The sequence below is a fragment of the Arthrobacter sp. B0427-1-12 genome (genome assembly GCF_059092905.1).
The window spans coordinates 92,544-119,165 of sequence record NZ_JBNHIC010000001.1 but is presented as its reverse complement, the minus strand read 5'-3'; the positions used below and the strand labels follow the sequence as shown (position 1 = coordinate 119,165).

Below are 26,622 nucleotides of genomic sequence, written 5' to 3'. Positions count from 1 at the left end.
CCCGGTCCGGACCCGGAGAATATGCGCACTTTAACCTGACCTATTTAGGGACCGGAATCAGTAGCTGGCGCGGGCCAGCAGCGCCACGTCCGCGCCGAAGGTTCCTCGGGTTCTACTCGAAACGGCATGTGATGGATCCCAGCTGTCCATAGTCGGCGTGGACGGTATCCCCCTGGTGCACCCACATCGGGCGGGTGAAGGAGCCGGCCAGGACGATCTCCCCTGCCTCCAGCACGGTGCCGTGCTGGCTGAGCTTGTTGGCCAGCCAGTACACGCCGGCAGCCGGGTGGTTCAGCACGGCGGCGGCCACGCCGGATTCCTCGATGGTCTCGTTGCGGTAGAGCAGCGCGGAGATCCAGCGCAGGTCCACGTCGCCGATCCTGACCGGTGTGCCGCCCATGACCATGGCTCCCATCGCGGCATTGTCCGCGATGGTGTCCACAATGGTCCGCCCCTCCATCTGGACCCGCGCGTCAAGGATTTCCAGCGCAGGGACCACGTATTCGGTGGCATCGAGGACCTCGAAGAGGCTGCAGTTCGGGCCCTTGAGCGCTTTGCCCAGGACAAAGGCCAGCTCCACCTCGATCCGGACGTTGGAGAACCGGTCGAACGGCACCGTGGAGCCGTTTTCGATCACCATGTCATCGAAGATGATCCCGTAGTCGGGTTCGGTGATGCCCGTGGCTGCCTGCATCACCTTGGAGGTCAGGCCGATCTTGCGGCCCACCAGCTTGCGCCCGGCCTGCAGGCCGCGCTCCTTCCAGAGATTCTGGACGGCGTAGGCGTCCTCGACCGTCATGCCCGGATAGCGGGCGGTGATCAGCGGTACCGGTGTCCGCGTCCGGTCCGCCTCGACTAGCTCGTCGGCAATCTTCTCAATCGTCGTTGCGTCAAGCACGCCTTTGCACCACTTCCAGTTCGCCGTTGGACGGGAATGGGGACGCGGACTCGATGCTGCCGCGTCCCTTAGGCTTTAAAACCCGCCGGACAGCCGCTTCCGGGCCTCGTTCCGCGCCCGCTGGATCTTGTCCGTGTGCTTGCCCTTCGTCGCCTTCTCGGCGGCGCCCGCTGCCCGGTCCAGCAGCTTGCCGCTGATTTCCTGGCCCTTCCTGCTCCGCAGCGCTTTCTTCACCTTCGGATTCCGTGCCAGTTCCTGGGCCTTCCTGGCCCACCCGCTCAAACCTGCCATGGTAATCAGCCTCCTGTGCCATCCGTTTTCCCGAGACATCCACCCTACGACGCGAGCCTGAATAGTCTCTGGACAGGTCCAGTATCGTGGTGCCCAGCAGCGCCACAGAACCAGCAACTCCATCGGAAGGCCACAGCATGCGCAGCGCACTCTTCAGCGACCAGCACCAGGAACTGCAGACCGGCGAGCGGTGGGGGCTCCAGTCCTCCAGGATGCTGCGGACGGTCCTCGGCGACGATGTCATCGCCACCAAGGGCGCGATGGTGGCGTACCAGGGACAGATCCAGTTCCACCATGAGGGCGCCGGCAGTGTCGGCAAGCTCATGAAGAAGCTACTCACCAGCGAGGACGCTCCGATGATGCGGGTCTCCGGCCAGGGCGAGGTGTTTTTCGCGCGGCAGGCCAACAACGTGTTCCTCATGCAGCTCGAGGGCGATTCGATCTCCGTCGCCAGCAAGAACCTGCTGGCCATGGACGCGAACCTCCAGTGGGATATCCGGCGGGTGCAGGGCGCGGCCATGGCCAGCGGGGGCCTCTTCAACCTCCTGCTCGAAGGCCACGGCATGGTCGCCGTCTGTTCCGAGGGCGAGCCGCTCATCCTGGACTGCAGCCAGCAGCCGACATTCGTCGACGCCCAGGCTGCGGTGTGCTGGTCCGGCCATCTGGCACCGCAGGTGCACAGCTCCATGAACATGCGCTCGCTGCTGCGCGGCGGTTCCGGCGAAGCCTTCCAGCTCGCCTTCCACGGGCCGGGCTTCGTCGTCGTCCAGCCCAGCGAAGGCGTTCCTGCGCCAGCGGGCCAGTAGCTGCCGGCAACACCGGAGAACCTGCCGGGCATCGCCTAGTCTGGGAGCATGTCCCTGCCACCGCGGTCCGCGCTCGGAAAGCAGCCATCGTCCGGCGGCGGGGCCGCGGGACATTCGGTTTTCCGGCTCCCCGGCCCGCTGGCGCTGCTGGTTTCCGTTGCCGGCGGTGCCGGGCTGGCCCTGCAGGGCCGGATCAACGGTGAACTGGCCGTCCGGATGGATGACCGGATCGGCGCGGCCCTGATCAGCTTCGCCACCGGTCTTCTCCTGATGCTGGTCTTCAGCCTTGCCCTGCCGGCCGGACGGGCCGGGCTCCGCCGGGCTGCATCCGCCTGGCAGGAACGGCACTATCCGCGCTGGTACCTGCTCTCCGGCATTGCGGGAGCCTACTACGTCTTCACGCAGGCCGTGGCGGTGGGGGTGATCGGCATCGCGCTGTTCATGATCGCCGTCGTGACCGGGCAGACCGTCTCCGGGCTGGCCGCGGACCGGATCGGCATGGGACCCGCAGGACGCCGTCCCATCAGTGCCTGGCGGGCCACCGGGGCTGTGCTGACCCTGGTGGGAGCCAGTGTGGCCGTACTCCCCCACTTCGAAGCGAGCGCCCGGGCCGGCGCACTGTTGCTGCTGGTCCTGCTGCCGCTGCTTGCCGGCCTGTTCCAGAGTTTCCAGCAGGCCATGCTGGGGCAAATGGCCGCCGCCTACGGCACCCCGATCACGTCGACGCTGTTCAACTTCGGCGTGGGTACGGCCGCGCTCCTGGTGCTCTGGCTGGTGCAGACGGCGGTGACCAGGCAGGCTCCGCTGCTGCCGGCCGAATGGTGGCTCTACATTGGCGGTCCGGTGGGTTGCCTGATGATGGCGGTCACCACGCTGTCCGTGGCCAGCATCGGCATCCTGCTGACCGGCCTGGCTATGATCGGCGGCCAGCTGCTGGGGTCACTGGCGCTGGACGTTTTCTTCCCCACCGCCGGCAGCATCGTGACGGCGGCGACGGCGCTGGGACTGCTGCTGACGCTGGCCGCCATGGTGGTTGCCACGCTTCCCTGGCCGAAGCGTCTCCTGCGCCCCCACTCCCGTTGAGTCCGCAGCAAACGCACGTTTCAGCGCTGGAACGTGCGCGTGCTGCTGAGCGAGCGGGGCGTCAGGGAGGATTCAGGACAAAGCGAAAGGGATATGACGGTGGCACCGGAGCAAGATTCATCAACAGCCGGCCTCACGCGGCAGCTCAGGACCGCCGTCCTGCTGGTGGCCGGACTCAACCTGGCCTACTTCTTCATTGAATTCGGCGTGGCCGTTGCGATCGGTTCGGTCTCGCTGTTCGCGGACAGCGGGGACTTCCTCGAGGACACCGCCATCAATCTGCTGATCTTCGCCGCGCTGGGGTGGAGCCTGCAGCGCCGGGCCGTGGCCGGCAAGGTCATGGCAGGAGTCATCCTGCTCCCCGTCCTGGCTGCCGCCTGGCAGGCGTTCGTCAAGTTCGGCCATCCCGAGCCGCCGGATCCGGTATCCCTGGTCGTGACCGCGGGCGGCGCCGCCGTCGTCAATCTGGCCTGCTCGATCCTGCTGGCCCGCTTCCGCCGCCACGCCGGATCGATGTCGGCGGCGGCGTTCCTGTCCGCGCGCAACGACGTACTGGCCAACATTGCCGTCATCGTGATGGGGCTGCTGACAGCGTGGCTGGCCTCGGGCTGGCCGGACATCGTGCTGGGACTGATCATCGTGATGCTCAATGTCAGTGCAGCCAAGGAGGTCTGGGAGGCCGCCGGTCAGGAGCGGCTCGCCGCCAAGGCCCTGGCCGGCGAGGAGATCGGATAGCGGACCACTTGACCGTGAACGTCCCCTGCAGTTCACGGACTGTTCACGCTGGCCGGATAAGGTGGGGAGCGCCTGTCCGGCGCACGGACGGGCGCAAAGCTGACGCCGCCGCAACGGCTCTCTTTGAAGGGGACAGACCCATGAGCCAGACAGCCAAGGACCGCCTCCAGCCCAGCCTTCGGATAGAGCCTAGCCTCCATCCCGGCTCACTGTGCATGGACGAACCGGAGCTCGGCCCGTACCCGGTGACGGCAGCGGACGCCGACCGCAACTCCTGGACGGAGGGCGAAGCCAACGCCTACATCCAGCACACCAGCGGCATGCCCTCCCCCGATATTGTTGTGGCAGTGGAAGGCAGCGGGCAGCGACTCATCCTCAATGCCGCAGAGGCCCGCATCCTCGGCGAACGCCTGGTCTCGCTGGCGGACCTGAGCGACAGGACGCAGGGCTAGGGACCAGCCAGCCAACGGTTACAAAGAGATGGGCCGGCAAAGCCGGGAAACTCCCAGCCTTGCCGGCCCGAATCGGTTCTAGCCAACCGATCTCCATCACTCGCACCTTCAAGAGGTAGTCACCACTGTAGGGACCGAACCTGAGGGCGCACTGGCGCGAAGCTGCGCGTTGGCTGGAAGCCGCGTGCCGCCGTCGTACTTTTACTGGGACGGCTGAGGCAGTTCGCAGCCGACCTGCGGATTCACGCCCATGTAATTAAGCGGCCCGGCGACAATCGTCACCAGGACCGTTCCCGTCTGCGCGCAGGTTTCCGGAGTGCCCTGGAAGTAACCGCGCTGGAAGGCGGCGACCGCTCCGACAATCAGCCACAGCAGGACGATGAACGAGACGATCGACGTTCCGCGCATTCTCTTCGCCACCTCGGGTGCCTTCTCCCCTTTGCACCGGCTATAGCGCACATTATCCGCCGCTGCCCGGCGTTATCAAAGGTCTGCCGGACGGGTTCCGCTAACGCCGGCGGTGACCGGCCCGGTCTTGACCTGGCCGTTGGTGTAGACCGGCTCCGCACCCTTCGGAACAATGGGTGCCGCGTCAGGCTCGGCCGCCGCTGGCGGCAGGTGGTGCTGCTGGTGCACATCATCTCCGGCGTCGGCTGGATGGAGGTAGACCTGGCGCTGGCACCGCTGGCCATTACCGGACTGACCACCGACGACGGGCAGGTGGCCGCGGCCTGCTACCAGGCGATGGCCGTCCTGGTTCCGCCACACCCTTCCTGGCCGTGACAATGACCGCAACAGGGATCCTGCTCGGCTAGGGAACCCAATGGGGGGGCTGCTGCGCTACTGGTGGGTCTTCACCAAGCTGGCGATCGCCCTGGTGCTGACGGCGCTCGTCTTCGTGCTCCTGCTGCCGGCGGTGACCGGCGTGACCGGACTGGATCCGGCGGTCACCGGGGACCAGGTGCGCACAGCGCTGGGCACCTTCCCGGCCCAGGTAATGTTCCCGACCAGCGTTTCGTTTACGGCCTTGGCGTTCGCCGCGGTGCTCTCGGTGGTCAAGCCGTGGGGCCGGACGCCGTGGGGGGTCGGCCAGGCGGGGGAACAGGTTGAGGTAGGCCTCAAAGACGGCCCGACGGCGGCCCTTCAGTTCCGTGCCCGCGGAACCGAAGGGCCGCCGTCATACCTTAGAACCTAGAACGGGTACTGGGCGTGGCCCTGCTGCTGGACCGTGATCCAGCGCAGCTCGGTGAACGAGTTGATGCCGGCCTGGCCCCCGAACTTGCCGTAGCCGGACTGCTGGATGCCGCCGAACGGGGCCATCGGTTCGTCCTGGACGGGCTGGTCATTAACGTGGGCGATGCCGGTCTTCAGCCGCTGCGCCACCTTGATGCCTTCCTGCAGGTTCTCGCTGATGACGCCCGCGGTCAGACCATAGCTGGTGTTGTTGGCCAGCGCCACGGCCTCGTCCGGGCCGTCGACCGGCAGGACGGTGGTGGCGGAGCCGAAGATCTCCTCGTGAAAGATCCGCATGTCCTCGGTGATGCCGGTCAGCACCGTCGCCGGCACCACGGCCTTGTCCATCTTTTCCCCGCCGGCGCGGACCGTGGCGCCCTTGGAGACCGCATCCTCGATCAGCCCGTACTGCCGGTCCGCCGAACGCTGGTTCACCTGCGGGCCGATGAACGTGCTGCCGTCCTTCGGGTCGCCGGTGGGCAGTTTGGCCACCTTCTCGGCAAAGCGGTCGGTGAACTCCTCAGCGATGCTGCGGTCCACGATGACGCGGTCCACCGACATGCAGATCTGCCCGGCGTTCATGAACGCCCCGAAGGTCGCCGCCTGCGCAGCGTACTCGATGTCCGCATCCTTGAGCACCACCAGGCTGTTCTTGCCGCCCAGCTCCAGCACGGCCGGTTTCAGGTTCTGGGCCGCGAGGGTGCCGATGATGCGGCCGACGTTCGTGGAGCCGGTGAAGTTGACGTTGCGGACCCGTTCGTCGGAGATCAGGGCGGAGACGACGTCGTTCGCGTCCTGGCGGTCATTCGTGATGACGTTGAGGACCCCGGCCGGCAGTCCGGCGTCCAGCAGCGCATCGGCCAGGAAGAGGCCGCAGGCCAGCGGAGCATCCTCGCTGGGTTTCAGCACGGCGGTGTTGCCCACCGCCAGCGGAACGGCGATGGACCGGATGCCCAGAATGAACGGCGCGTTCCACGGGGACAGCGCGGCGACGACGCCGTAGGGCTGGCGGACAGCCAGCGAGTATTTGCCCGGCAGGTCGGTGGCCAGGACATCGCCCTGCGGAGCGGTGGTGGCCGCGGCCGCCGAGCGCAGGATATTCGCCGCCAGCTGGATGTTGAACTCTGCCCAGGGGCGCACGCCGCCCACTTCTTCCGCCATCAGCTGCACGCCCTGTTCGGTGCGTTCCTCCAGGATGTCCGCGGCCTTCAGGAAGATGCGGGCACGGGCGGTGGGGCTGGTGGCGGCCCATGATTCGAAGGCCGCGGAAGCGGCATCGACTGCCCGCTTCACATCCTCGGTGCCGGCAGCGGCCACGGTGGCGTAGGCGGAACCGGTGTAGGGATTGATGTCCTCGGTGGTCCGGCCGGAGGCGGCCGGGACGTGCTCTCCGTTGATGATCAGGTCGCGGGTAATGGACATGGTGATCTACTCCTTAGCGATGGACGGGCATCAACTACGACAGTAGGCTCACGGGTCACCCTTGGCCAGAAGAAAACCCTTGACCGCCGAGCGGCAGCCGCCTACTATATTTCATATAGCAATAAACTTCTTTCACCATATGAAAATTAAGAAAGGCGAAGGAGGAACGAGGAAATGGAGGCTCACGTGGGACACAACCCCACAACTGCCACGCCGGACTACGAGGCCGGGGGTACGGACCCGGACTTCTACTTCCCGCCCCGCAAGGAACGCTCTCCGAGCATCATCCGGAGGATGCTGCTGGGCGTTCCGGGACTGCGCCGCGTCCTGTCCGCCAAATAATCCCACCGCCGACGGGACAGTCCGGCCGCGCCCATCTTTGGTGCGTGCCGCCGTCGTAGTGACCGCGTGTCCGACGGCGGCACGCACTTTTGGCTTTCAAAGCTGGGCTGGGCGGGACGCTGCATGAAACTCGGCGTCCTCAGCGGCCGGGACGCGTGGCGGCCGAACGGAGCAGCTCCAGGCGCAGGCGCCGGGCTGTCTCCATATGCTGCCGGGCCAGGGACTGTGCGGTCCCGGCGTCCCGGGCCTCGATGGCGGCAATGAGCGCTTCGTGCTCGTCGAGGGACTTTTCCCACCGGTCACCCACCGACAGCGTGGACCGCGGGGCGTGGACCAGATGCGTGGACAGCCGCTCCAGCAGATCCTGCAGTACGCGGTTATGCGCCGCAGTCCAGACGGCTGCGTGGAATTCCAGGTTGGCGGCGGTCCGCTCTGCATCATCCGGGGACTGCAGCCGGCGGTCCCGGTCCAGCAGTCCCTTCAGGTGCATCAGGTCCGCCTCGTTCCGGGACTGCGCCGCCTGCCCGGCAGCCTCCGCCTCGAGCAGCACGCGCATGTCATAGACCTGGATGACTTCCTGCGGGTCGACCGCCGGGACCTGCAGCCCGCGCGCGGCCCGTTCCAACAATCGCTCGTGCTGCAGCCGGCCCAGCGCCTCCCGGACCGGAGTCCGGGAGACACCGAAGCGTTCGGCCAGGCCGACTTCGCGCATGGGAGTACCGGGCTGGTGCGTGCCGGCCAGGATTTCCGCACGGAGCCGGCGGTAAATGCCCTCCCCGTCAATGCGTTCCTGCGGGGGCGTCGGCACAGACACTGTTGCTTCCTCCAGTACTTTCATCGCGGCGCTTTCATCCCGCCCCGTTGGGCCGGACCACGGCTACGCCAGATTACCAGCGCGCCGGCCGAAGACCAGGCCGGCGGCCAGTCCTGAGCCGCCCGGGTAATTGGCGCTGAAGAGACCGCCGAGCATCTCCCCGGCGACATACAGGCCCGGTATATGTTCGCCGTCGATATTGAGCACCCGGCCATGCGTATCGGACTTAAGCCCGCCGAAGGTGAAGGTGATGCCGCAGGTGACGCCGTAGGCGTAGAACGGACCGGTTTCGATCGGTGCGGCCCAGTTGCTCTTGGGCGGGTCCACCTTGGCGGCCCGGCCGTCCTTGATGGTGGGATCGAACGGGATGCTGCGGTCGATGGAGTTGTTGAAGTCCGTCACCGTCTTCTCCAGGGCCTCCGGGCTGATGCCGATCTTGGACGCCAGCTCCTCCAGGGTGTCCGCGACGGTCTCGGAAATGCCGGGCATTTCGTATTCCTCGCTGCGCAGCATGGGACGGAGCGAGGCGTCGAAGATCTGGTAGGCCACCGAGCCCGGCTGCTTGAGGATTTCCTTGCCGTACTTGGCGTAGGTGTAGTTCCGGAAGTCGGCACCTTCATCCAGGAAGCGCTTGCCCTCGGTGTTGACGATGATCCCCAGCGGGTAGCTCTGCCGGGTCAGCCGGTTGGTCAGCTCGCGGTTGCTTTCATTGGTGGCAGTGAAGGCGTCCCACTGCACGCTGTGGCAGGTGCCCCAGTCTCCGCCCCTGGCGGCGCCGATCTTCAGGGCCGCCTCGATCATGGTGCCGGTGTTGTACGGAGTGCCGCGAACCTTGGCGTTCTCCCAGCCCTCGCCGAGGTGTTCGCGGCGCCACTGCGGGTTGGATTCGAAGCCGCCGGCGGTCAGGACCACCGATTCGGCGCGGAGCTCCGCGGGGCCGTTTTCCGTGCGGATCGTCACGCCGGCGACCCGGCCGTCCTCCACAATGAGGCCGCCCACGTCCTGGCCGTACCGGATCTCGACGCCCAGTTCACGGGCCACGCGGGTGTGGTCGGCGATCAGGCCCTCGCCGCCGTCAACGTTTCCGACATGCAAACCGCCCCAGAACAGGTAGCTGCCGTCGGGGCGCTCGTAGGCCTGCCGCTCGTACATCAGCCGGTACTTCAGGCCCAGGGACTGCAGCCAGCGCAGCGTCGGCTGGGCTTCCTCCACCAGCACCTTGGTCAGCTCCAGGTCGTTGCGGCCCTCCGTGACCTTGGCCAGGTCCGCGGCGTATTCCGCCGCCGAGTACGGCGGCACCTCGGTCACTGCGTGCCGCTCGTCCGGCTCAATGAAGTCCTGCAGGTCCTGCAGGCCGTTGTGCGCAATCCGGGTGGCCCCGGCCGTGTAAAAGCTGTTGCCGCCGGCCATATCTTCGGCGCCCTTCTCCAGCAGCACGACGCGGCGGCCGCGCACGGCGGCGGCGTGGGCTGCGGTGAAGCCGGCGTTGCCGCCGCCGACAACGATGACGTCGGGCTGGCCGGTTACGGCGGCTGAGGTGGAAGCGGTCTGGTTCATGTCACCCTCCTGTGGACTTGTGTATTCTACTGTATACAATAGAATACAAGGATGTCGAGAGGCAATCCGAAACGAGTGCAAAAACGGCTGCCGGTGCAGACCTCGGCAACGGCTACTGCTGCAGCGAATACCGGTTTTCCGGGCGCCCTGCCGAGCCATAACGGGGCCGCAGCAATGCCGCCCCCGTAGCGGTCAGATACTCCAAGTAGCGGCGGGCGCTGACGCGCGAGATTCCGCAGGACTCGGCGATTTCGGCGGCGGACATGTCGCCGCCGCTGCTGCGCAGGGTCGCCACCACCAAGTCCAGCGTGGGGACGGCCAGCCCTTTGGGGAGCACGCCGGCCCGGCGTACGACGGCCCGTGGCGCGGCGTCCACGCCCAGCAGCCGGTCCACCTCCTGCTGGGACAGCGGTTCCGGACCGGCCGCGCTCTGCCGGGCCCGGGACTGCCGGTAGCGTTCCAGGCGCGTAGTGAAATCGGCACGGCTGAACGGCTTGACCAGGTAGTCGACAACACCACTGGTCCGGGCCTGGCGGACGGTGTCCATTTCACTGGCGGCGGTAATCATGATGACGTCCACGGCGCCGGTATCTTCGGCGCGGAGCCGCCGCAGCACCTCCAGCCCCGACAGGTCCGGCAGGTGCACATCGAGCAGGATAAGATCCACATCGCCACGGCCGGCCAGCTCCAGCGCCTGGCTGCCACTTAGCGCGCGGCCCACCACCTCGAACCCCTCCATGGCTTCCAGAAAGCCCTCATGGACCATCGCCACGGCGAAATCGTCATCGACCACCAGCACCCGGATGGTTGCCTGCCCGTTGCTACCCATCGTTCCCTTCATTCACGGAGGCCGTCGGCCGCAGCTGCGAGCCGTTGCCCGGGAGGCTCACGGCGAAACGGGCGCCGCCGGCCGACGACGTGCCCACAGTTACCGTACCCCCACGGTGCCGCGCGATCCGCTCCACCAGCATCAGGCCGACGCCGCGCTGCGCCCCATCCTTGGTACTGAAGCCCCGCTCGAAAATGCTTCGGCGGGCCTGAACCGGAACGCCGGGGCCGTCGTCGTCCACCTGGATGCGCACCTCCTGGGGAGTGCAGCGCAGCCACACCTCGATCCGGCCGCTGCCACCGGTGGCCTCGAGCGCGTTGTTGATCAGGTTCCCCAGCACCGTCACGACAGCATCGTCGCTGCGCCAGCCGGGATCGATGTCGCTGGCCTCGTCCAGCCGGATCACACCGCCCGACTCAGCGGCGACGGCAGCCTTCGCCGCCAGCAGTGCCGCCAGGGTGGGGTCCTCGAGGTTCAGCTTGGCGGCTTCATGGACAATGCCGGTCCGGGTCGCCGAATCGATATAGTCCAAGGCCGCCTCCGGCTTGCCCAGGCCGATCAGTCCGGACACCACATGCAGCCGGTTGGAAAACTCATGCGTCTGGGCCCGGAGGGTCTGCGCCAGCGAGCGCTGCCCCTCCAGTTCGCGCAGCGTGTTTTCCGCCTCCGTGCGGTCCTGCAGGGTGAGCAGCCGGCCCACGGATCGGCCGTTGGCCTGCGGTTCGCTGCGCTCGGCCACCAGCACCCGCTCGCCGGCCAGCACCAGCTGCGCCTCGCTGGCGGCGTCATCGTTGCGGCTGAGCAGGGCCACGACGTCGGCGTCCAGGACCTCGGCCATGGGCCGGCCGACGGCATCTGCACCGACGCCCAGCAGGCGCGCGGCCTCGTCATTGATGAGGGCGATGCGCCCCTCGGGGTCCACAGCCACGACGCCGTCCCGGACGCCGTGCATCATGGCCTCGTGGGACTGCAGCAGGGACAGGATCTCGCGCGGTTCCAGCCCGTAGATCCGCCGCCGGACAATCCGCGAGACCCACGCCGCCGCGGCGGTACCGATGACGACGGCGGCAACCAGCCAGGGTGCCAGCGACTCCATGCTGTCCGACAGATCCGCGGCGATGTCGCTTTCGAGCAATCCCACGGACACGACGCCGATCGCGGTCCCCGGCTCATGCACCGCCCCGGAAGGATCCGGATAGACCGGCACCTTGGCCCGCAGGGTGACGCCGACCGGCCCCTCCTCGGTGCCGAGGAACTCCTCGCCGGCCAGCACCGGAGCATGGTCGGAGGAAGAGGGCAGGCCGATCAGGTCCGGATCCGGATGGGACACCCGGTTGCCGCTGCGATCGGTCACCACGACGAAATCGACGCCCGAGGCTTGGCCCACCAAGCTGGCGATGGGGGCGATCGAGGCCGCAGGGTCGGGGCCCTGCAGGCCTTCGATGACCGTGGGCAGCGCGGCCATGCTGCGGGCCACGGACTGCACCTGCGTCTCGGTGAAGGAACGAATCTGGCGGGCCTGGACATTGACCGCGATCACCGCCACCAGCGCCACGACGCCCAGCACGATGGCGATCTGCAACGCCAGCAACTGCAGATGCAGGGAGTCCTTGGCCTTGGAACTGCTCATTGATGCATACCTTCGAACGCTCCGTCTGCGCGGAGATTTCCCGTGAACTTAATGTCCAATACTGCCGATATGACCACAACCGGTTTTGCTCTGTGATGCCGGTCATAGCTTTGGCACCCTGAGATTACCAAAGCTACCGATTCGGTCGGTGAACAAAGATGTTAGGACCGCACACATGAGAAAACCGCTCCCCCGGATCATTTACGGGGCGATCGTCGCAGTGGTGGTTTCGCTGGCGTTCGTCAATGCAGCGTCCGCCGGCGGCGCCAGCACCGCCCGCCAGAAACTGACACTGATGGCACCGGCCGCCCCCGGCGGAGGCTGGGACGGCTTCGCCCGCGAAAGCCAGCAGGCCCTGCGCGCCAATGGCATCGTCAACAACGCCCAGGTGATCAATGTCCCGGGCGCCGGAGGCACCATCGGGCTGAGCCAGTTCGTCCAGATGCCCGGCCGGGAGGACATGCTCCTGGTTACCGGCGCCGTGATGATCGGTGCCATCGAACTGGCCGAAAACCCCGAGTCCATGCAGGATGTCACGCCGATCGCCCGGCTCTCCGATGACTACGCCGCCCTGGTGGTTCCGGCCGATTCGCCGTACCAGACGCTGGAGCAGTTCATCAAGGGCTGGCGGCAGGACCCGGGCGGACACGCCATCGCCGGCGGATCGCTGGGATCGATCGACCACCTGATGACCGGCCTGCTGGCCAAGACCGTGGGCATCGACCCGAAGCAGGCCAATTACGTTGCCTACTCGGGCGGCGGCGAGGCCCTGACCTCGATGCTGTCCCACACAACGGCGGCCGGCATATCCGGCTACAACGAGGTCAAGGACCAGGTCGAGGCCGGCAACCTGCGGGCCCTGGCCATCTCCTCGGCCGAGCCCCTGGAGGGCGTGGACGTCAAGACCTTCAAGGAGCAGGGCGTGGACGTGGCCATGTCCAACTGGCGCGGCGTGGTGGCCGCCCCCGGCATCAGCGACGAAGCGAAAGCCGAGTTCGAGGAGATCGTGCAGGAAATGCACGACTCCCCCGAATGGCGGGACACCCTGGAGCGCAACAACTGGGCGGACAGCTACCTGACCGGACCGGAGCTGGACGAATTCATTGACGAGGAAGTTCTCCGCGTCAAGGCGATCGTGGAGGACCTGGGACTATGAGCAGCAGCATTGACACCAAGCCGGCAGGCACCCAGCCAGCCGACTCCCAACTGGCCGGAGGCACTGAGGCGGCGGGCGCCGTCGTACCTGGTCCGGGCCCCGGAACCCGCCGTCCGGGATTCTGGACCGGCCGCAGCGAACTGGTGGTCGCCGCCCTGGTGCTGGCCGTCGCGGTCTTCCTGACCGTCGGCACCGTCACCATGGAAGTCACCGGCGACGCCGTCCCCGGGCCGCGGTTCTTCCCCGTGATCGTCTGCGTGGTGCTGTACGTGATGGCCGGGGTTCTCACCGTGCAGGTGCTGCGCCGGCCCCGCATCCCGGAAGCCCGCACCGAAGCGGCCGAAACGCCGAAAGCCCACTCGGACTGGCGGACCGTCGGCATCATCGTCGGTGCCGTCACCGCCTTCATCCTGGTGCTGAACCCGGTGGGCTGGATCCTCAGCTCCGCCATGCTGTTCTGGTCCGTCTGCTACGCCCTGGGCAGCAAGCGCCCGATCTTCGATCTCAGCCTGGCCATCCTCTTTGCCAGCGCCATCCAGCTCGCGTTCAACGCCGGGCTCGGCCTGCCGCTGCCGTCCGGCTTCCTGGAAGGTGTGATCTAGATGGATCAGCTGTCCCTGCTCTTCGAGGGCTTCGCCCACGCGCTGACGCCCATGAACCTGCTCTGGGTCACCGCCGGGGCCATCCTGGGCACCGCCGTCGGTGTCCTGCCCGGCCTGGGGTCGGCCATGGCAGTGGCGCTGCTGCTGCCGGTCACGTTCTCGCTGGAACCTACCGCCGCGTTCATCATGTTCGCCGGGGTCTATTTCGGCGGCCTGTTCGGCGACTCCACCTCCGGCATCCTGCTCAACACCCCCGGCAACTCCTCGGCCATCGCCTCCACCATTGAGGGCCACAAGATGGCCCGCAACGGCCGCGCGGCCAAGGCGCTGGCGACGGCGGCCATCGGCGCCTTCGTCGGCGGCCTGCTGGCCACCACCCTGGTGGTCTTCTTCGCCCCGACCCTGGTCAAGCTGGCCACCCTGTTCGGCCCGGCCGAGTACTTCGCCCTGGCGGTCTTCGCCTTCCTCGCCATCTCCTCCGTGGTCTCCGAGTCCGTGGTCAAGGGCCTGATCGCACTGGGCCTGGGCCTGGCGCTGGCGCTGGTCGGCGTCGACGGCCCCAGCGGCACCCAGCGGTTCACGCTCGGTCTGCCGCAGCTCTTCGACGGCATCTCCGTCATCGTGATTACCGTCGGCCTGTTGGCCCTGGGCGAGGTGCTGCACGTCGCCTCCCGCATCCACCGGGACCGGCAGGAGACCGGCATCATCTCCAACGGCCGCCCCTGGCTGGGGCTGGCAGACATTAAGCAGGCCCTGCCGGCCTGGCTGCGCGGGGCCTCCTTCGGCATCCCGTTCGGCATCATCCCCGCCGGCGGCGCGGAGGTTCCCACCTTCCTGGCGTACGGCACCGAAAAGCGGCTGGCCAAGAAACGCCGGGACGCAGAGTTCGGCAGCACCGGGTCGATCAAGGGCGTCGCCGCCCCGGAGGCCGCCGCGAATGCGACCGCCGGAACGGCCATGGGCGCGCTGCTGGCCCTGGGCCTTCCGACATCGGCCACCGCGGCCATCATGCTCGCTGCCTTCCAGCAGTACGGCATGCAGCCGGGTCCGCTGCTCTTCGATCGCAGCGCGGACCTCGTCTGGGCACTGCTGGCGTCCCTCTTCATCGGCCTGGTGGTCCTGGTCATCATCAATATGCCGTTCGCCGCCCTGTGGGCCAAGCTGCTGACCATCCCGCGCCACTACCTGTATGCGGGGATCACGGTCTTCTCCATGCTGGGCGTCTACGCCATCAGCTCCTCGGTAGTGGACCTGTGGCTGCTGCTGGCCGTGGGCCTGGTGGGCTTCATGATGCGCCGCTACAGCGTGCCGCTGGCGCCGGTACTGATCGCCGTCATCCTGGGCCCGATGGCCGAGACCGAACTGCGCCGCGCGCTGGCCGTCTCCGAGGGCAGCCTGGGCATCCTGGTCGGCAGCCCCATCACCGTCACCCTGTACCTGGTGCTCGCCGCTGCTCTGATCGGCACCGGAGTGCAACACCTGCGCCGCCGGCGGGCGGAAGCCCGCGCCATCCCCGCTGAGTCAGCAGCAGATGCTGGAAAGAGCGTCGAAACGAGCGTCTCGCGCTGAGTCAACGAGGGTAGGGAAACGAAACGCTAACGACGGCGGCAGCCCGGGTTCCGTAGGCACGGAACCCGGGCTGCCGCCGTCGTACGTGCCGTGGCTCTCCTGACCGCATTCCTGTGCCACGCCTTCGGTCTGCTACCCTTGGCCTATCCACGGACCTCCCGGCCTATTCTCTGGCCGGTCGCAGATAACGGGTGGACACCCTTTTTTGAAGTATTAGCGCAGGAGATCCCTATGCATTTGTCGCCCCGTGAGCAGGAAAAACTCATGATCGTGGTCGCTGCCGACCTGGCCAGGAAACGGCAGCAGCGCGGCCTCAAACTCAACCATCCCGAATCCGTCGCCATCATCACTTATGAGCTGATCGAGGGCGCCCGGGACGGACGCACCGTCGCGGACCTGATGAGCTACGGCACCACGATCCTCGGGCGTGACGACGTCATGGACGGCGTGGCTGACATGATCAGCGACGTCCAAGTGGAAGCGACCTTTCCCGACGGCACCAAACTGGTGACCGTGCACAACCCGATCCGCTAACCGAAGGAAGGACAAATCCCATGAAACCGGGCGAATACTTTCTCCGGACCGATCCCATTACCTGCAACGCGAACGGGGAGACAACCACGGTGCGGGTAACCAACCGCGGAGACCGGCCCGTGCAGGTCGGCTCGCACTATCACTTCGCCGAGGTCAACACGGCCCTGGAATTCGACCGTGCGGCCGCCTACGGCTTCCGGCTGGACATCCCCGCCGGAACGGCCGTGCGCTTCGAACCCGGCGATGCCCGGAGCGTGAATCTGGTGGCCATCGCCGGAGACCGCGAGGTCTTCGGGCTGCAGGACCGGGTCAACGGGAGGCTGCGCCCTTCCGCCCCGGAGGGACAGTCCGCCGCTGAAGGAGGCACGCGATGAGCTTCGACATGAGCCGCAGCCAGTACGCGGAAATGTACGGCCCCAGCACGGGGGACGCCATCCGCCTGGCCGATACCGATCTCTTCCTGGAGATCGAAAAGGACTACACCATCTATGGCGAGGAAGTGGTCTTCGGCGGGGGCAAGGTCATCCGTGACGGCATGGGGCAGAACGGCCAGCGGATCCGGGACGAAGACATCCCGGACACTGTGATCACCAATGTGGTGGTGCTGGACTACACCGGCATCTACAAGGCGGACGTAGCGCTGCGGGACGGCCATATTTTCAGGATCGGCAAGGCGGGCAATCCGCAGATCTCCGACGGCGTGGACATCGTGATCGGCGCCGCCACGGACATCATCGCCGGCGAGGGCAAGATTCTGACCGCCGGCGGCATCGACACCCACGTGCACTTCGTCAGCCCGGACCAGGTTCCGGTGGCGCTCGCATCCGGGATCACCACGCTGATCGGCGGCGGCGCGGGCCCCAGCGAGGGCAGCAAGGCCACCACGGTCACCCCGGGGACCTGGCACATCAGCCGGATGCTGCAGGCCGTCGAAAACCTTCCCATCAACATCGGCTTCCTGGGCAAGGGGCACGCCAGCGCCGTCGAGCCGCTGGCGGAGCAGATCCGTGCCGGCGCGATCGGCCTGAAAGTCCACGAGGACTGGGGCGCCACCACATCCTCGATCGACATGTCCCTGAAAGTGGCGGACGAATACGACGTCCAGGTTGCCATCCACGCGGACACACTGAACGAGTGCGGTTTCGTCGAGGACACCATCCGGGCGATCGGCGGCCGGGTGATCCATACCTTCCACACCGAAGGGGCCGGGGGCGGTCACGCCCCGGACATCATCAGGATGGCCGGGATGGCCAATGTGCTGCCGGCCTCCACCAACCCCACCCTGCCCTATACGGTCAACACAGTGGATGAGCATCTGGACATGCTGATGGTCTGCCACCACCTCAACCCGGATATTCCGGAGGACGTGGCGTTCGCCGACTCCCGCATCCGCCGCGAGACCATCGCCGCGGAGGATGTGCTGCACGATCTGGGGGTGTTCTCCATCACCAGCTCCGATTCCCAGGCCATGGGGCGCGTGGGTGAAGTGGTCCTGCGTACCTGGCAGGTGGCGGACGCCATGAAGAAGCAGCGCGGCCGGCTGGACGCGGATCCGGTGGTCGGGGACAACTTCCGGCTCAAGCGCTACATCGCCAAGTACACAATCAACCCGGCGATCGCGCAGGGAATCGCCGATTCCGTAGGCAGCATCGAGGTGGGCAAATTCGCCGACCTGGTCCTGTGGGATCCGGCGTTCTTCGGGGTCAAGCCGGAAATGGTGCTTAAGGGTGGCCAGATCGTCACCAGCATCATGGGCGACTCCAACGGGTCGATTCCAACGCCCCAGCCCCGCACCCTGCGCAGCAACTTCGGTGCGCTGGGCAGCGCCGTCCACGCGTCCTCGATCACCTTCCTGTCCAAGGCCGCCATCGAGGCCGGAGTGCCTGAGCGGCTGGGGCTGCGCCGGGTCATTCGCCCGGTCGGCGGCATCCGCCATCTCACCAAGGCGGACCTGAAGCACAACGGCGAGACGCCGGATATCCAGGTCGATCCGGAAACCTACACCGTGACAGTCGACGGCGAGAAAGCCACCTGCGAGCCCTCGAGCGAACTGCCGATGGCACAGCGGTACTTCCTCTTCTAAGCATCTCTCCTTCTTGAAAGCGATTAACCATGACCATCATTGAGCGCGTCATCGCCAACCGGCATGACCTGCCCGCCGGCGAACTGGACGGGCTGCACGAAGAAAAGGTCCTGCTGCCCAGCGCGGAACTGGTGAAGCGTATCCAGCGCGTCACCACGGACCACGGCCGGGAGCTGGGAATCCGGCTGGCCGAGGCCCGCGACCTGCGAGACGGGGACATCCTGCTGCGCGATGAGCGCAACGTCGTCCTTGTTTCCGTCCTGCCCACCGACGTCCTGGTGATCGCACCGCGGAGCATCGGGGAAATGGGATCCGTGGCGCACAACCTGGGCAACCGGCACATGCAGGCGCAGTTCTTCGGTCCGGAGAGCGAATACCGGGCCGAAGTGATGGTGGTGCAGTACGACCACACCATCGAGGATTTCCTGCAGCATGTGCAGGTTCCCTATTCCCGCCAGGAACGCGTGATGCCGGTGCCGTTCCGGCACGCCGGGCACACACACTGAGCCGGGGCAGCGGTGAGGCCGAGATGACTGTCCCCGCCCACGATACCGGCCGCCCGCCGTCGTACCTGCTGCCACTGCTGCAGCTGTCCGATTCCGCGCTGCCGACGGGGGCCTTCAGCCATTCCTTCGGCATGGAGACCTACCTGGAGCGCGGGCTGATCCACGATGAGGCGAGCTTCGCGGAATGGCTGCGGCAGTTCATCGGGATCCAGTTGACCTTCAGCGACGGCCTGGGCATCCGGCTGGCGGTGCAGGCCGGAGACCGGACGGAAATCCGCCAGCTGGACCGCATGCTGGCCGCCCAGGCCCTGCCGCGCCAGGTCCGCGAGGCGGGCATCAAGATGGGGGCCAGGATGCTGGACATCACGGGGGCGGTCTTCCCCTGCGCGGATCTGGAGGACTACCGGGCGGATGTGGCGGCCGGACGCTGCGCCGGGCATCCGGCCCTGGCGTTCGCCCTGGTGGGGCGGACTTTGGGCGCCCCGCTGCCGGAGCTGCTGTCCGCGTACCTCTTTTCCACTGCCACCTCGCTGACGCAGAACGCTATCCGTGCCATCCCGATCGGTCAGAACGCGGGGCAGCGGGTGCTGCGCGGGGCGCACGACGACGTCACCGCCGCGGTTGCCCGTATCCAGCAGCTGGGGCCGGAGGATTTCGGCGCTGCCGCGCCGGGACTCGAGATTGCCCAGATGCGCCATGAACACCAGCGGGCGCGCATGTTCATGTCCTAACCATGACACCTAGTATTCACAGATTCGTAAAGGAGAACTTCATGGAACCCGTCAAGATCGGCATCGGCGGCCCCGTGGGCGCCGGCAAGACCCAACTGGTGGAGCGCCTGACCAGGCACCTCAGCGGCGAACTTTCCATGGCCGCCATCACCAATGACATCTACACGATCGAGGACGCGAAGATCCTGGCCAAAAACGGCGTCCTGCCGCTGGACCGGATCATCGGTATCGAAACCGGCGGCTGCCCGCACACCGCCATCCGTGAAGACACCTCGATGAACTCCGCGGCCATCGACGAACTCAAGCAGCGCCACCCCGACCTGCAGGTGGTCTTCGTGGAAAGCGGCGGGGACAACCTGTCCGCCACCTTCAGTCCGGAACTGGTCGACTTTTCCATCTACATCATCGACGTGGCCCAGGGCGAGAAAATCCCGCGCAAGGCCGGCCAGGGCATGATCAAATCTGACCTGTTCATCATCAACAAGACGGACCTCGCCCCGCACGTGGGCGCGGACCTGGCCGTCATGGAGGCCGACTCCCGCCAGTTCCGCGGAAACAGGCCCTTCTGTTTCACCAACCTCAAGACGGATGAGGGCCTGGAGCGCGTCATCGACTGGATCAAGCGGGACGTGCTGATGCTTGATCTGGCACATTGAGCAGCCATCCGGTCGCCGGTGCTCCGGAATCTGCCGCCCCGAAATCTTCCCTCCCGGAGCTGACCGGCGACCTCAGGCTGACGGTGGGCCAGCGCGGAGAACGGGCCATCGCCACCCGGCAGTTCCACCGGGGCGCGCTGCGCATCATGCGCCCTCACTACCTGGATGACTCCGGCCAGGTCTGCTACGTCATCCTCAACCCCGGGGGAGGTTACCTGGGCGGAGACACCTATAGCATCGACGTGGAAGTCCGGGACGGCGCCAGACTGCTGCTCACCACCCAGTCAGCCACGAAGGTCTACCGCACCCCGGGCAGCCGCGCCGAACAGCACATGCGGCTCCGGCTGGGGCCGGGAAGCAGCCTGGAATCCGTGCCGGACCAACTGATTGCCTACAGGGAGGCTCGATACCGCCAGCAGACGATGGTCGACATGGATCCAACGGCGTCCCTGGTCATGGCAGAGGTGGTGACCCCAGGCTGGTCTCCTGACGGCCGGCTGTTCCGCTACGACGAACTCCGGCTCCGCACCGACATCTATGTGGGCGGAGAACTGATGGTGCTGGACAACCTGCTGATCCGCCCTGCCGATGAAGCGCCGGTGGCCGGGATGACCTTCCTGGAGGACTACACCCACGTGGGTTCGCTGGTGGTGATCGACCCGCGCGTCGACGCCGCGCTGCTGGAGGAAATCCGCGCCGCGGTGGCCGGGCTGGACCCGGACGGCCAGCTGGGGCTCTCGCTGCTGAACGGGCACGGCTTCGTGCTCCGTGCACTGTCCCGCTCCACGGAGGGCCTCAACTCCCTGGTGCTGGCCGCCGTCGATCTTTTGCGCGCCCGCTGGTACGGGCAGGGCCCGCTCAACCTGCGCAAGTACTGACGGCACCTGCTTCCACAGGCTGCCACCCACGATTACTGCCACCAAGGTGGCGGAGGAGGAGAAACCCGTGCCTGCCGCATCCCGGCTGTCCACCCGGCCCAGCTACCTGGACCGGGAGAAACTGCCCCTGGCCCGCCGCATCGGCATCACCTTCACGGCGGTCGCCGCGCTGCACCTGGCCGCCGCCCTGCTGCTATTGTCTTCGCTGACCAACGCCCGGCCGCTGGCCCTTGGCCTGGCGCTGACCGCATACCTGACCGGCGTGAAGCACAGCTACGACTGGGACCACATCGCCGCGATCGATAATTCCAGCCGCAAGTTCGCCGCGCAGGGCCGCGCCCCGGTCAGCGTCGGCTTCGCCTTCAGCCTGGGGCACAGCTCAGTAGTGCTGCTCGCCGGCGTGCTGGTGGTCAGCGGCGCCGGCATCATGGCCCAACTGCTGGAGGAAGGGACCGCGGCCAACACCACACTGGGGCTGATCGGGGCGTCGGTGTCCGCACTCTTCCTGCTGGCCATCGGGGTCTTCAACGGCACCGCATTCCGTCGGACGGCCCAGCTGTACCGCAGGGCCAGAGCGGGGCTTCCGGTCTCCGCCAAGGACCTGCAGGCCCGCGGCTTCGTGACGCGACTGCTCGACAAACCGCTGTCACGGATCCGGCGCCCCCGGGACATCTACGTGCTGGGCTTCCTGTTTGGCCTGGGCTTCGACACCGCCACCACTGTGGCGTTCCTGCTGATGACGGCTTCCGCCGCGTTGGCCGGAGTCTCCCCGCTGGCCCTGCTGGCGCTGCCGCTGGCCTTCACCGCCGCAATGACGCTGTGCGACACGCTCAACGGACTGGCCATGATGAAGATGTACCACACGGCCGTGGCGGATCCGGTCCGGAAGATCGGCTTCAACATGGCGGTCACCGGCCTGTCCTCGGTGTCCGCCCTCGTCATTGCCGTCATCACCATCGGCGGCATCCTGAACGGCGTCTTCGGCCTGGACGACCCGGTGTCGGCCTGGCTCGGCGGCCTCGACCTGGGCCACGCCGGGCTGGCGCTGGTGGGCACATTCCTTGCCGTGTGGGGCATCGCGGCTCTGACCTGGCGCCGCCGGCACCCGGCAGCTGCCGGATAGCTCAGCCGCCGGTTCCGCTGAACAGCGGCACAGAATAACGACGTCGGCCCTTGGTTCCGTGAGCACGGAACCGAGGGCCGACGTCGTTACTGACGCTAATTAAGGAGTCAGTGCACCTGCGGGAAGCCGAGGTCGATCTCGCTGGTGGACGGGTCCGGCCAGCGGGTGGTGACGACCTTGCCCCGGGTGTAGAAGCGGATGCTGTCCGGTCCGTACATGTGCGTGTCGCCGAAGAGGGAGTCCTTCCAGCCGCCGAAGGAGAACGAGCCGACCGGAACCGGGATGGGCACGTTGATGCCCACCATGCCGGCCTCGACGTCAAACTCGAACTGCCGGGCCGCGCCGCCGTCTCGGGTGAAGATCGCGGTGCCGTTGCCGAACTGGTTGTCGTTGACCAGCCGGACGGCGTCCTGGTAGGTCTCCACGCGGACCACGGCGAGCACGGGGCCGAAGATCTCGTCGTCGTACACCTTCATGCCGGGCTTGACGTGGTCCACCAGGCTGACGCCCAGGAAGAAGCCGCCGCCGTCGAACTGCTGCTCGCGGCCGTCGACGACGACGCTGGCGCCCTCCTCCTCCGCCCCCGCCACGTAGGAGGCGACGCGGTCGCGGTGCTCGGCCGTGATCAGCGGTCCCATCTGGGACGCCGGCTCCGTGCCCGGGCCGATCTTCAGGCGGGCCATGCGGTCGGCGACGGCGGCTACCAGCCGGTCGGCAATGTCCCCCACGGCCACCATCACGCTGACCGCCATGCAGCGTTCCCCGGCGGAGCCGTAGGCGGCGGAGACGGCAGCATCCGCGGCCATGTCCAGGTCCGCGTCCGGCAGGACGACCATGTGGTTCTTGGCGCCGCCCAGGGCCTGGACGCGCTTGCCGTTGGCGCCGGCGCGCTGGTAGACGGCCTGGGCGATCGGGGTGGAGCCAACAAAGCTGACGGCCTTGACCTGCGGGTGCTCCAGCAGGACGTCGACGGCTTCCTTGTCCCCCTGGACCACATTGAGCACGCCCGCCGGCAGGCCGGCCTCGGCGAAGATGTCCGCGAGGAAGATGGCGGCGGACGGATCCTTCTCGCTGGGCTTGAGCAGCACGGTGTTGCCGCAGGCGATGGCGCTGCCGATCATCCACAGCGGCACCATCGCGGGGAAATTGAACGGGGTGATGCAGGCGACCACGCCCACGGGCTGGCGGACCGAGTGGACGTCGACGCCGGAGGACACCTGTTCCGAGTGCTCGCCCTTGAGCATGTGGGACAGGCCGGTGGCGAATTCGATGTTCTCCAGGCCGCGGGTGATCTCGCCGGCCGCGTCGGAGAGGACCTTGCCGTGTTCGGCGGTAATGACCGCCGCGAGCTCGGCCTTCCGCTCGGTCAGCAGCTGCCGGACCTTGAAGAAGATGTCGGTGCGCTTGGCCAGGCTGGTGGCCCGCCAGGCCGGCAGGGCGGCGCGGGCGGCCTCGATGGCCTCCTCCACGCGGGCGGCGGAGGCGAGCGCCACCTCCTTTTCCTGGCTGCCGGTGGCGGGGTTGAAGACCGGGCCGTAGCGGTCGGCGTCGTGGATCTTGGTGCCGTTGATGAAGTGGGGAATCTGCTGCATGGCTACATTCTTCCTGTTGGTTCTCTTCACGTTCTTTACCGGGCCTGGTCCAGGGTGCCGTCGACCAGCTTGATGATCATCGAGCAGTCCCTGCCGGCCTGGTCCGCGTCGATCAGCCGCTGGAACAGTTGCTGGACGTGCCGGCCGACTTCCAGCGGCACGCCGGTTTCCTGCGCCGCGGCGATGGCCAGGTTGATGTCCTTGTTGGCCAGTTCCGTGGTGAAGGTGGGGGCAAAGTCCTTGTTGGAGGCCGCCGTGGGCACGACGCCGGGAACCGGGTACCAGGTCCGCAGCGCCCAACTGTCCCCGGAGGAGACGGAGGCGATGTCCCAGAACACCTGTTTGTCCAGCCCCAGCCGGTCCGCCAGGACGGCGCCCTCGGCGGTGGAGGCGAGGTTGATGAAGAGCATCAGGTTGTTGCAGATCTTCGCCGCCTGCCCGGTGGTGGGTCCGCCGGCCGGGATGATGTTGCCGGCCATCGGTTCGATGAAGACGGACGCATCCACCACAGCGGACTGCTCGCCGCCGATCATGAACGTGAGCGTTGCGGCCTCGGCGCCGCTCATGCCGCCGGAGACTGGGGCGTCGACGAACCGGAATCCGGCCGCGGCCGCCTTGTCGTGGAGGGTGCGGGCAGCCTGGATGTCGATGGTGGACGAGTCCACCAGCAGCGTCCGCTGGTCCGCTGACTCGAGGACCCCGTCCTCGCCCAGGTACACGGCCAGGGAATGCTCGCCCTTGGGGAGCATGGTGAAAACGACGTCGGCCCCGCGCACCGCATCGGCAATGCTCATCGCCGGTTTCACTCCGCGCGCCTCGGCCTCTGCAAGGGCCTGCGGATTGAGGTCGAAGCCTCGGACGTCATACCCGGCCTTGACCAGGTTTGCCGACATCGGGCCGCCCATGTGCCCCAGACCGATCCATCCGACTACAGCCATGATTCGAAGCTCCTTTGCTTTCCGGTTGGCGAGATATGACCACCATCACATCCTGCTAGAGTGCATTCAAGGCAAAAAACCACAGAGAGCATGTGCATGGATGCACACGCACCATGCACCGCCCAAGGAAGGGTCCATGGTCGATTTCAACCGCCTCCCCAGTCCGGACGACCTGCTGATCCTGCTCACGGTGGCCCGCCTGGGCCGCTTCAATGCGGTGGCCGACGCCCTGGGAACCACGCACACCACCGTGTCGCGCCGCATCCTGGCGCTGGATAAGCAGCTGGGCGGCCGCACCCTGGAGCGCAGCCAGCACGGCTGGGAGCTGACAGAACTCGGAGCGCATGCCGTCGCCGCGGCGGAAACCATCGAAGGCAGCCTGGGCGCCCTTGCCGCCACTTTGTACGCCGCCCCCGACACCGTCTCCGGGCTTGTGCGGATCGGGGCGCCGGACGGCTTCGGCGCCGAATTCGTCACCCCAGCTCTGGTGAAGGTCCAGCGGCGCCACCCGCATCTGGACGTGGAGATCCTCAGCGCCACCCGCAAAGTCAGCCAGAACCGTTCCGGCGTGGACCTGGAAGTCGTGGTGGGACGGGCGGAGACGCACAAGGCGCAGCCGCTGTTCCTGACCAACTACTTCCTGCGGCTCTACGCCACGGCCGACTACCTGGCCAAGCACCGCACGCCCCACACGGTAGACGACCTGCGGAACCACGCCTTCGTTTCCTACGTGGAATCGGCGCTGCAAGTGGGCGAACTGGGCCACCGTTCCTCCCAGCTTCCGACGCCGGTCCGCAGCTTCCAGTCGACCAGCATCTTCGCGCAGGTGGAGGCGGTGCGCCGGCACGCGGGGATCGGCCTGCTACCGAACTTCATGGCGGCCGCAGACCCGGCCTTCGTCCCGGTACTGCCAGACCTCTTCGAACGCCAGCTGCCCATCTGGGCCGTAGCGCGCCCGGAATCCCTGCGCTCGCCGGCCGTCACCGTGGTGCTGGAGGCCATCCGCGGGGAGATCGCCAGCCGGCGCAGGGTGCTGGCCGCCTGAGGTCCTGGCGGCGGAGCGAGCCGAGTCAGCCGCGCCGCCGCATCCGGATCCACGCTGTGCCGCATGCCTTTCGCTGCGCACGGTCCCGACATTCTCCCGGACGGAGCAACCATGTCCCATCACCATTCCGACCCTTTCGAGCCGGTCAACCCGAATCCCACACAATTCGCCGACCTGGATCTCCTGCTGGCCGAGCTCACCCAACGGGCGCGCGAGATTCTGCAGAGCAATTTTGTCGGCGCCTACTTGCACGGCTCTTTCGCCGTCGGCGACGCCGACCGTTACAGCGACTGTGACTTCCTCATCCCAGTCCACAGACCGATCACAGCCGGACAAGAGAGCGCCCTGCGTGCACTGCACTACTAGCCTGGACACAGCGCTACGCCGTCGCCACCTACGCCCGGATGCTGCACACGCTGCACACCGGCGAGGTCACCTCAAAACGAGCCGCCCTCCAATGGGCCCTCGGCGCACTGGATGAGCGGTGGCAACCGCCGCTGACCCAGGTGCTGGCAGACCGGACGCATCAGTGGGACGACCGTCCCCGCCCGGGCAGTGTGGCCGCCACCTTGGAGTTTGGCCGGTACGCCGAGCAACTGGCCCTCCACGCCTCTCCCCCGCCGGGGGCACCGTGACCAGCCCTGATTGAATTCGGTTCTTTCACCGGACCACCTGCACCTTCACCACCGCTTTGCCATACCTAGAACTGCTATGGTTCAATGCATTGCAGATCTAGGTATAGGAGGCGCGATGCGCATCGATAAGGACCTGGTCGCCGCTTCGGCTACCCCGCTTGTGCTGGGGATTCTGTCGGAAGGCGATCTGTACGGCTACGCGATCATCAAGCGCGTGGGCGAGCTGTCGGGCGGGGGCATGCAATGGACCGACGGGATGCTTTACCCGCTGCTGCACCGGCTTGAGCGGCTCGGCTACGTGTCGTCGTCATGGGGCACATCCGAGGCCGGGCGCCGGCGCAAGCACTACGCGATCACGCCGGCAGGCCGGGAGGTGCTCGCGGACAGGCAGGAGCAGTGGACCGTCGTTGCCGACGCGCTGCGGCAGGTGTGGCAGGCCGCGCAGCGGCCGCCCACCACGGCCGGGGGGTGGGCGTGATGGA

At 67.1% G+C, this 26,622-nt stretch carries 32 protein-coding genes; 22 read left to right on the top strand and 10 right to left on the bottom strand.

The features are described from left to right. Positions 1-112 precede the first annotated feature (112 nt). Together hpaH and AC5RWU_RS00615 are read right to left on the bottom strand one after the other, a co-directional pair. Positions 113-898, bottom strand: a complete 786-nt coding sequence (gene hpaH / locus AC5RWU_RS00620; protein WP_494028940.1) for a 2-oxo-hept-4-ene-1,7-dioate hydratase — start codon at positions 896-898, stop codon at positions 113-115. Between the two features lie 75 nt (positions 899-973). Further along, positions 974-1,189: an antitoxin gene (locus AC5RWU_RS00615; protein WP_494028939.1), complete on the bottom strand. Its 216-nt coding sequence runs from the start codon at positions 1,187-1,189 to the stop codon at positions 974-976. A 137-nt stretch (positions 1,190-1,326) separates the two neighbouring features. On the opposite strand from AC5RWU_RS00615, the gene AC5RWU_RS00610 reads away from it, so the two are divergent. From AC5RWU_RS00610 to AC5RWU_RS00595, 4 genes are all read left to right on the top strand, one after another. Continuing rightward, entirely contained in the window at positions 1,327-1,995 is a 669-nt protein-coding gene (locus AC5RWU_RS00610; RefSeq protein ID WP_494028938.1) for an AIM24 family protein, read from the top strand. Between the two features lie 48 nt (positions 1,996-2,043). Further along, complete coding sequence (locus AC5RWU_RS00605; RefSeq protein WP_494028937.1) at positions 2,044-3,078, top strand: DMT family transporter; 1,035 nt, start codon at positions 2,044-2,046, stop codon at positions 3,076-3,078. Positions 3,079-3,177: 99 nt separating this feature from the next. Beyond that, the gene (locus tag AC5RWU_RS00600) at positions 3,178-3,813 is read left to right on the top strand and encodes a cation efflux transmembrane domain-containing protein (RefSeq protein ID WP_494028936.1); all 636 of its coding nucleotides are present in this window, start codon (positions 3,178-3,180) and stop codon (positions 3,811-3,813) included. Positions 3,814-3,953: 140 nt separating this feature from the next. Then, a complete protein-coding gene (locus AC5RWU_RS00595; protein WP_494028935.1) occupies positions 3,954-4,265 on the top strand; it encodes a hypothetical protein in 312 nt (103 codons plus the stop codon). A 201-nt stretch (positions 4,266-4,466) separates the two neighbouring features. Here the strand turns inward: AC5RWU_RS00595 and AC5RWU_RS00590 are convergent, their stop codons facing one another. Beyond that, positions 4,467-4,685, bottom strand: coding sequence for a hypothetical protein (locus tag AC5RWU_RS00590; RefSeq protein WP_494028934.1), 219 nt, complete (start codon positions 4,683-4,685; stop codon positions 4,467-4,469). A gap of 210 nt (positions 4,686-4,895) precedes the next feature. Between AC5RWU_RS00590 and AC5RWU_RS00585 the strand changes: the two genes are divergently transcribed. Next, the gene (locus AC5RWU_RS00585; protein ID WP_494028932.1) at positions 4,896-5,048 is read left to right on the top strand and encodes a hypothetical protein; all 153 of its coding nucleotides are present in this window, start codon (positions 4,896-4,898) and stop codon (positions 5,046-5,048) included. Between the two features lie 40 nt (positions 5,049-5,088). Then, positions 5,089-5,460 (top strand): hypothetical protein, encoded by a 372-nt coding sequence (locus AC5RWU_RS00580; protein WP_494028931.1) that lies wholly within the window; start codon positions 5,089-5,091, stop codon positions 5,458-5,460. On the opposite strand, the gene AC5RWU_RS00575 is transcribed toward AC5RWU_RS00580, so the two are convergent. Further along, complete coding sequence (locus AC5RWU_RS00575) at positions 5,457-6,920, bottom strand: aldehyde dehydrogenase family protein (protein ID WP_494028930.1); 1,464 nt, start codon at positions 6,918-6,920, stop codon at positions 5,457-5,459. The two genes, AC5RWU_RS00580 and AC5RWU_RS00575, sit on opposite strands and share 4 nt — an antisense overlap. 186 nt (positions 6,921-7,106) lie before the next feature. Here AC5RWU_RS00575 and AC5RWU_RS00570 point away from each other — a divergent pair, with 186 nt between their 5' ends. Beyond that, the gene (locus tag AC5RWU_RS00570) at positions 7,107-7,262 is read left to right on the top strand and encodes a hypothetical protein (protein ID WP_494036865.1); all 156 of its coding nucleotides are present in this window, start codon (positions 7,107-7,109) and stop codon (positions 7,260-7,262) included. Between the two features lie 139 nt (positions 7,263-7,401). Here AC5RWU_RS00570 and AC5RWU_RS00565 read toward each other — a convergent pair whose 3' ends face one another. The 4 genes from AC5RWU_RS00565 to AC5RWU_RS00550 all read right to left on the bottom strand — a co-directional run bounded on the left by AC5RWU_RS00565 (position 7,402) and on the right by AC5RWU_RS00550 (position 12,092). Beyond that, entirely contained in the window at positions 7,402-8,100 is a 699-nt protein-coding gene (locus AC5RWU_RS00565) for a GntR family transcriptional regulator (protein WP_494036864.1), read from the bottom strand. 39 nt (positions 8,101-8,139) lie between these two features. Beyond that, entirely contained in the window at positions 8,140-9,633 is a 1,494-nt protein-coding gene (tcuA, locus tag AC5RWU_RS00560) for an FAD-dependent tricarballylate dehydrogenase TcuA (RefSeq protein WP_494028927.1), read from the bottom strand. A 112-nt stretch (positions 9,634-9,745) separates the two neighbouring features. After that, entirely contained in the window at positions 9,746-10,462 is a 717-nt protein-coding gene (locus tag AC5RWU_RS00555) for a response regulator (protein WP_494028926.1), read from the bottom strand. Continuing rightward, positions 10,455-12,092: an ATP-binding protein gene (locus tag AC5RWU_RS00550; protein ID WP_494028925.1), complete on the bottom strand. Its 1,638-nt coding sequence runs from the start codon at positions 12,090-12,092 to the stop codon at positions 10,455-10,457. The genes AC5RWU_RS00555 and AC5RWU_RS00550 overlap by 8 nt, the downstream gene beginning before the upstream one ends. A gap of 175 nt (positions 12,093-12,267) precedes the next feature. Between AC5RWU_RS00550 and AC5RWU_RS00545 the strand changes: the two genes are divergently transcribed. From AC5RWU_RS00545 to AC5RWU_RS00495, 11 genes are all read left to right on the top strand, one after another. Further along, complete coding sequence (locus AC5RWU_RS00545; RefSeq protein ID WP_494028924.1) at positions 12,268-13,248, top strand: Bug family tripartite tricarboxylate transporter substrate binding protein; 981 nt, start codon at positions 12,268-12,270, stop codon at positions 13,246-13,248. Further along, the gene (locus tag AC5RWU_RS00540; RefSeq protein ID WP_494028923.1) at positions 13,245-13,850 is read left to right on the top strand and encodes a tripartite tricarboxylate transporter TctB family protein; all 606 of its coding nucleotides are present in this window, start codon (positions 13,245-13,247) and stop codon (positions 13,848-13,850) included. The genes AC5RWU_RS00545 and AC5RWU_RS00540 overlap by 4 nt, the downstream gene beginning before the upstream one ends. Further along, entirely contained in the window at positions 13,851-15,419 is a 1,569-nt protein-coding gene (locus tag AC5RWU_RS00535; RefSeq protein ID WP_494028922.1) for a tripartite tricarboxylate transporter permease, read from the top strand. Positions 15,420-15,650: 231 nt separating this feature from the next. Continuing rightward, positions 15,651-15,953 (top strand): urease subunit gamma, encoded by a 303-nt coding sequence (locus AC5RWU_RS00530; protein WP_494028921.1) that lies wholly within the window; start codon positions 15,651-15,653, stop codon positions 15,951-15,953. A 20-nt stretch (positions 15,954-15,973) separates the two neighbouring features. After that, the gene (locus AC5RWU_RS00525; RefSeq protein ID WP_494028920.1) at positions 15,974-16,327 is read left to right on the top strand and encodes an urease subunit beta; all 354 of its coding nucleotides are present in this window, start codon (positions 15,974-15,976) and stop codon (positions 16,325-16,327) included. Then, on the top strand, positions 16,324-18,036 hold the full coding sequence (ureC, locus tag AC5RWU_RS00520; RefSeq protein WP_494028919.1) for an urease subunit alpha: 1,713 nt from the start codon (positions 16,324-16,326) through the stop codon (positions 18,034-18,036). Before AC5RWU_RS00525 ends, ureC begins: the two co-directional genes overlap by 4 nt. 29 nt (positions 18,037-18,065) lie before the next feature. Continuing rightward, complete coding sequence (ureE, locus tag AC5RWU_RS00515; protein ID WP_494028918.1) at positions 18,066-18,542, top strand: urease accessory protein UreE; 477 nt, start codon at positions 18,066-18,068, stop codon at positions 18,540-18,542. 23 nt (positions 18,543-18,565) lie between these two features. Further along, positions 18,566-19,273, top strand: a complete 708-nt coding sequence (locus AC5RWU_RS00510; RefSeq protein WP_494028917.1) for an urease accessory protein UreF — start codon at positions 18,566-18,568, stop codon at positions 19,271-19,273. A gap of 41 nt (positions 19,274-19,314) precedes the next feature. Further along, positions 19,315-19,929, top strand: coding sequence for an urease accessory protein UreG (gene ureG, locus AC5RWU_RS00505; protein WP_494028916.1), 615 nt, complete (start codon positions 19,315-19,317; stop codon positions 19,927-19,929). Then, a complete protein-coding gene (locus AC5RWU_RS00500; protein ID WP_494028915.1) occupies positions 19,926-20,807 on the top strand; it encodes an urease accessory protein UreD in 882 nt (293 codons plus the stop codon). Before ureG ends, AC5RWU_RS00500 begins: the two co-directional genes overlap by 4 nt. Positions 20,808-20,874: 67 nt before the next feature. After that, positions 20,875-21,930, top strand: coding sequence for a HoxN/HupN/NixA family nickel/cobalt transporter (locus AC5RWU_RS00495; protein ID WP_494028914.1), 1,056 nt, complete (start codon positions 20,875-20,877; stop codon positions 21,928-21,930). Positions 21,931-22,037: 107 nt separating this feature from the next. Here the strand turns inward: AC5RWU_RS00495 and AC5RWU_RS00490 are convergent, their stop codons facing one another. After that, complete coding sequence (locus AC5RWU_RS00490) at positions 22,038-23,522, bottom strand: CoA-acylating methylmalonate-semialdehyde dehydrogenase (protein ID WP_494030904.1); 1,485 nt, start codon at positions 23,520-23,522, stop codon at positions 22,038-22,040. Between the two features lie 35 nt (positions 23,523-23,557). Continuing rightward, the gene (gene mmsB / locus AC5RWU_RS00485) at positions 23,558-24,460 is read right to left on the bottom strand and encodes a 3-hydroxyisobutyrate dehydrogenase (RefSeq protein ID WP_494030903.1); all 903 of its coding nucleotides are present in this window, start codon (positions 24,458-24,460) and stop codon (positions 23,558-23,560) included. Between the two features lie 136 nt (positions 24,461-24,596). On the opposite strand from mmsB, the gene AC5RWU_RS00480 reads away from it, so the two are divergent. The 4 genes from AC5RWU_RS00480 (at position 24,597) to AC5RWU_RS00465 (ending at position 26,618) form a co-directional block, all read left to right on the top strand. After that, entirely contained in the window at positions 24,597-25,505 is a 909-nt protein-coding gene (locus AC5RWU_RS00480) for a LysR family transcriptional regulator (protein ID WP_494030902.1), read from the top strand. Between the two features lie 111 nt (positions 25,506-25,616). Next, positions 25,617-25,871 (top strand): nucleotidyltransferase domain-containing protein, encoded by a 255-nt coding sequence (locus AC5RWU_RS00475; RefSeq protein ID WP_494030901.1) that lies wholly within the window; start codon positions 25,617-25,619, stop codon positions 25,869-25,871. 38 nt (positions 25,872-25,909) lie between these two features. Continuing rightward, the gene (locus AC5RWU_RS00470; RefSeq protein ID WP_494030900.1) at positions 25,910-26,140 is read left to right on the top strand and encodes an aminoglycoside adenylyltransferase domain-containing protein; all 231 of its coding nucleotides are present in this window, start codon (positions 25,910-25,912) and stop codon (positions 26,138-26,140) included. 115 nt (positions 26,141-26,255) lie between these two features. Further along, complete coding sequence (locus AC5RWU_RS00465; protein WP_494030899.1) at positions 26,256-26,618, top strand: PadR family transcriptional regulator; 363 nt, start codon at positions 26,256-26,258, stop codon at positions 26,616-26,618. Positions 26,619-26,622 lie beyond the last annotated feature (4 nt).

What these genes read in the sequence shown, in the direction of transcription:
- AC5RWU_RS00615 (WP_494028939.1), bottom strand. Translation starts at nt 1,189, where the DNA reads ATGGCAGGTTTGAGCGGGTGGGCCAGGAAGGCCCAGGAACTGGCACGG.
- tcuA (WP_494028927.1), bottom strand. Translation starts at nt 9,633, where the DNA reads ATGAACCAGACCGCTTCCACCTCAGCCGCCGTAACCGGCCAGCCCGAC.
- AC5RWU_RS00525 (WP_494028920.1), top strand. Translation starts at nt 15,974, where the DNA reads ATGAAACCGGGCGAATACTTTCTCCGGACCGATCCCATTACCTGCAAC.
- ureC (WP_494028919.1), top strand. Translation starts at nt 16,324, where the DNA reads ATGAGCTTCGACATGAGCCGCAGCCAGTACGCGGAAATGTACGGCCCC.
- AC5RWU_RS00545 (WP_494028924.1), top strand. Translation starts at nt 12,268, where the DNA reads ATGAGAAAACCGCTCCCCCGGATCATTTACGGGGCGATCGTCGCAGTG.
- AC5RWU_RS00535 (WP_494028922.1), top strand. Translation starts at nt 13,851, where the DNA reads ATGGATCAGCTGTCCCTGCTCTTCGAGGGCTTCGCCCACGCGCTGACG.
- AC5RWU_RS00575 (WP_494028930.1), bottom strand. Translation starts at nt 6,920, where the DNA reads ATGTCCATTACCCGCGACCTGATCATCAACGGAGAGCACGTCCCGGCC.
- AC5RWU_RS00470 (WP_494030900.1), top strand. Translation starts at nt 25,910, where the DNA reads ATGCTGCACACGCTGCACACCGGCGAGGTCACCTCAAAACGAGCCGCC.
- AC5RWU_RS00555 (WP_494028926.1), bottom strand. Translation starts at nt 10,462, where the DNA reads ATGGGTAGCAACGGGCAGGCAACCATCCGGGTGCTGGTGGTCGATGAC.
- AC5RWU_RS00565 (WP_494036864.1), bottom strand. Translation starts at nt 8,100, where the DNA reads ATGAAAGTACTGGAGGAAGCAACAGTGTCTGTGCCGACGCCCCCGCAG.
- AC5RWU_RS00540 (WP_494028923.1), top strand. Translation starts at nt 13,245, where the DNA reads ATGAGCAGCAGCATTGACACCAAGCCGGCAGGCACCCAGCCAGCCGAC.
- ureG (WP_494028916.1), top strand. Translation starts at nt 19,315, where the DNA reads ATGGAACCCGTCAAGATCGGCATCGGCGGCCCCGTGGGCGCCGGCAAG.
- ureE (WP_494028918.1), top strand. Translation starts at nt 18,066, where the DNA reads ATGACCATCATTGAGCGCGTCATCGCCAACCGGCATGACCTGCCCGCC.
- AC5RWU_RS00530 (WP_494028921.1), top strand. Translation starts at nt 15,651, where the DNA reads ATGCATTTGTCGCCCCGTGAGCAGGAAAAACTCATGATCGTGGTCGCT.
- AC5RWU_RS00610 (WP_494028938.1), top strand. Translation starts at nt 1,327, where the DNA reads ATGCGCAGCGCACTCTTCAGCGACCAGCACCAGGAACTGCAGACCGGC.
- AC5RWU_RS00605 (WP_494028937.1), top strand. Translation starts at nt 2,044, where the DNA reads ATGTCCCTGCCACCGCGGTCCGCGCTCGGAAAGCAGCCATCGTCCGGC.
- AC5RWU_RS00465 (WP_494030899.1), top strand. Translation starts at nt 26,256, where the DNA reads ATGCGCATCGATAAGGACCTGGTCGCCGCTTCGGCTACCCCGCTTGTG.
- AC5RWU_RS00475 (WP_494030901.1), top strand. Translation starts at nt 25,617, where the DNA reads ATGTCCCATCACCATTCCGACCCTTTCGAGCCGGTCAACCCGAATCCC.
- AC5RWU_RS00595 (WP_494028935.1), top strand. Translation starts at nt 3,954, where the DNA reads ATGAGCCAGACAGCCAAGGACCGCCTCCAGCCCAGCCTTCGGATAGAG.
- AC5RWU_RS00580 (WP_494028931.1), top strand. Translation starts at nt 5,089, where the DNA reads ATGGGGGGGCTGCTGCGCTACTGGTGGGTCTTCACCAAGCTGGCGATC.
- AC5RWU_RS00550 (WP_494028925.1), bottom strand. Translation starts at nt 12,092, where the DNA reads ATGAGCAGTTCCAAGGCCAAGGACTCCCTGCATCTGCAGTTGCTGGCG.
- AC5RWU_RS00480 (WP_494030902.1), top strand. Translation starts at nt 24,597, where the DNA reads ATGGTCGATTTCAACCGCCTCCCCAGTCCGGACGACCTGCTGATCCTG.
- AC5RWU_RS00510 (WP_494028917.1), top strand. Translation starts at nt 18,566, where the DNA reads ATGACTGTCCCCGCCCACGATACCGGCCGCCCGCCGTCGTACCTGCTG.
- mmsB (WP_494030903.1), bottom strand. Translation starts at nt 24,460, where the DNA reads ATGGCTGTAGTCGGATGGATCGGTCTGGGGCACATGGGCGGCCCGATG.
- AC5RWU_RS00490 (WP_494030904.1), bottom strand. Translation starts at nt 23,522, where the DNA reads ATGCAGCAGATTCCCCACTTCATCAACGGCACCAAGATCCACGACGCC.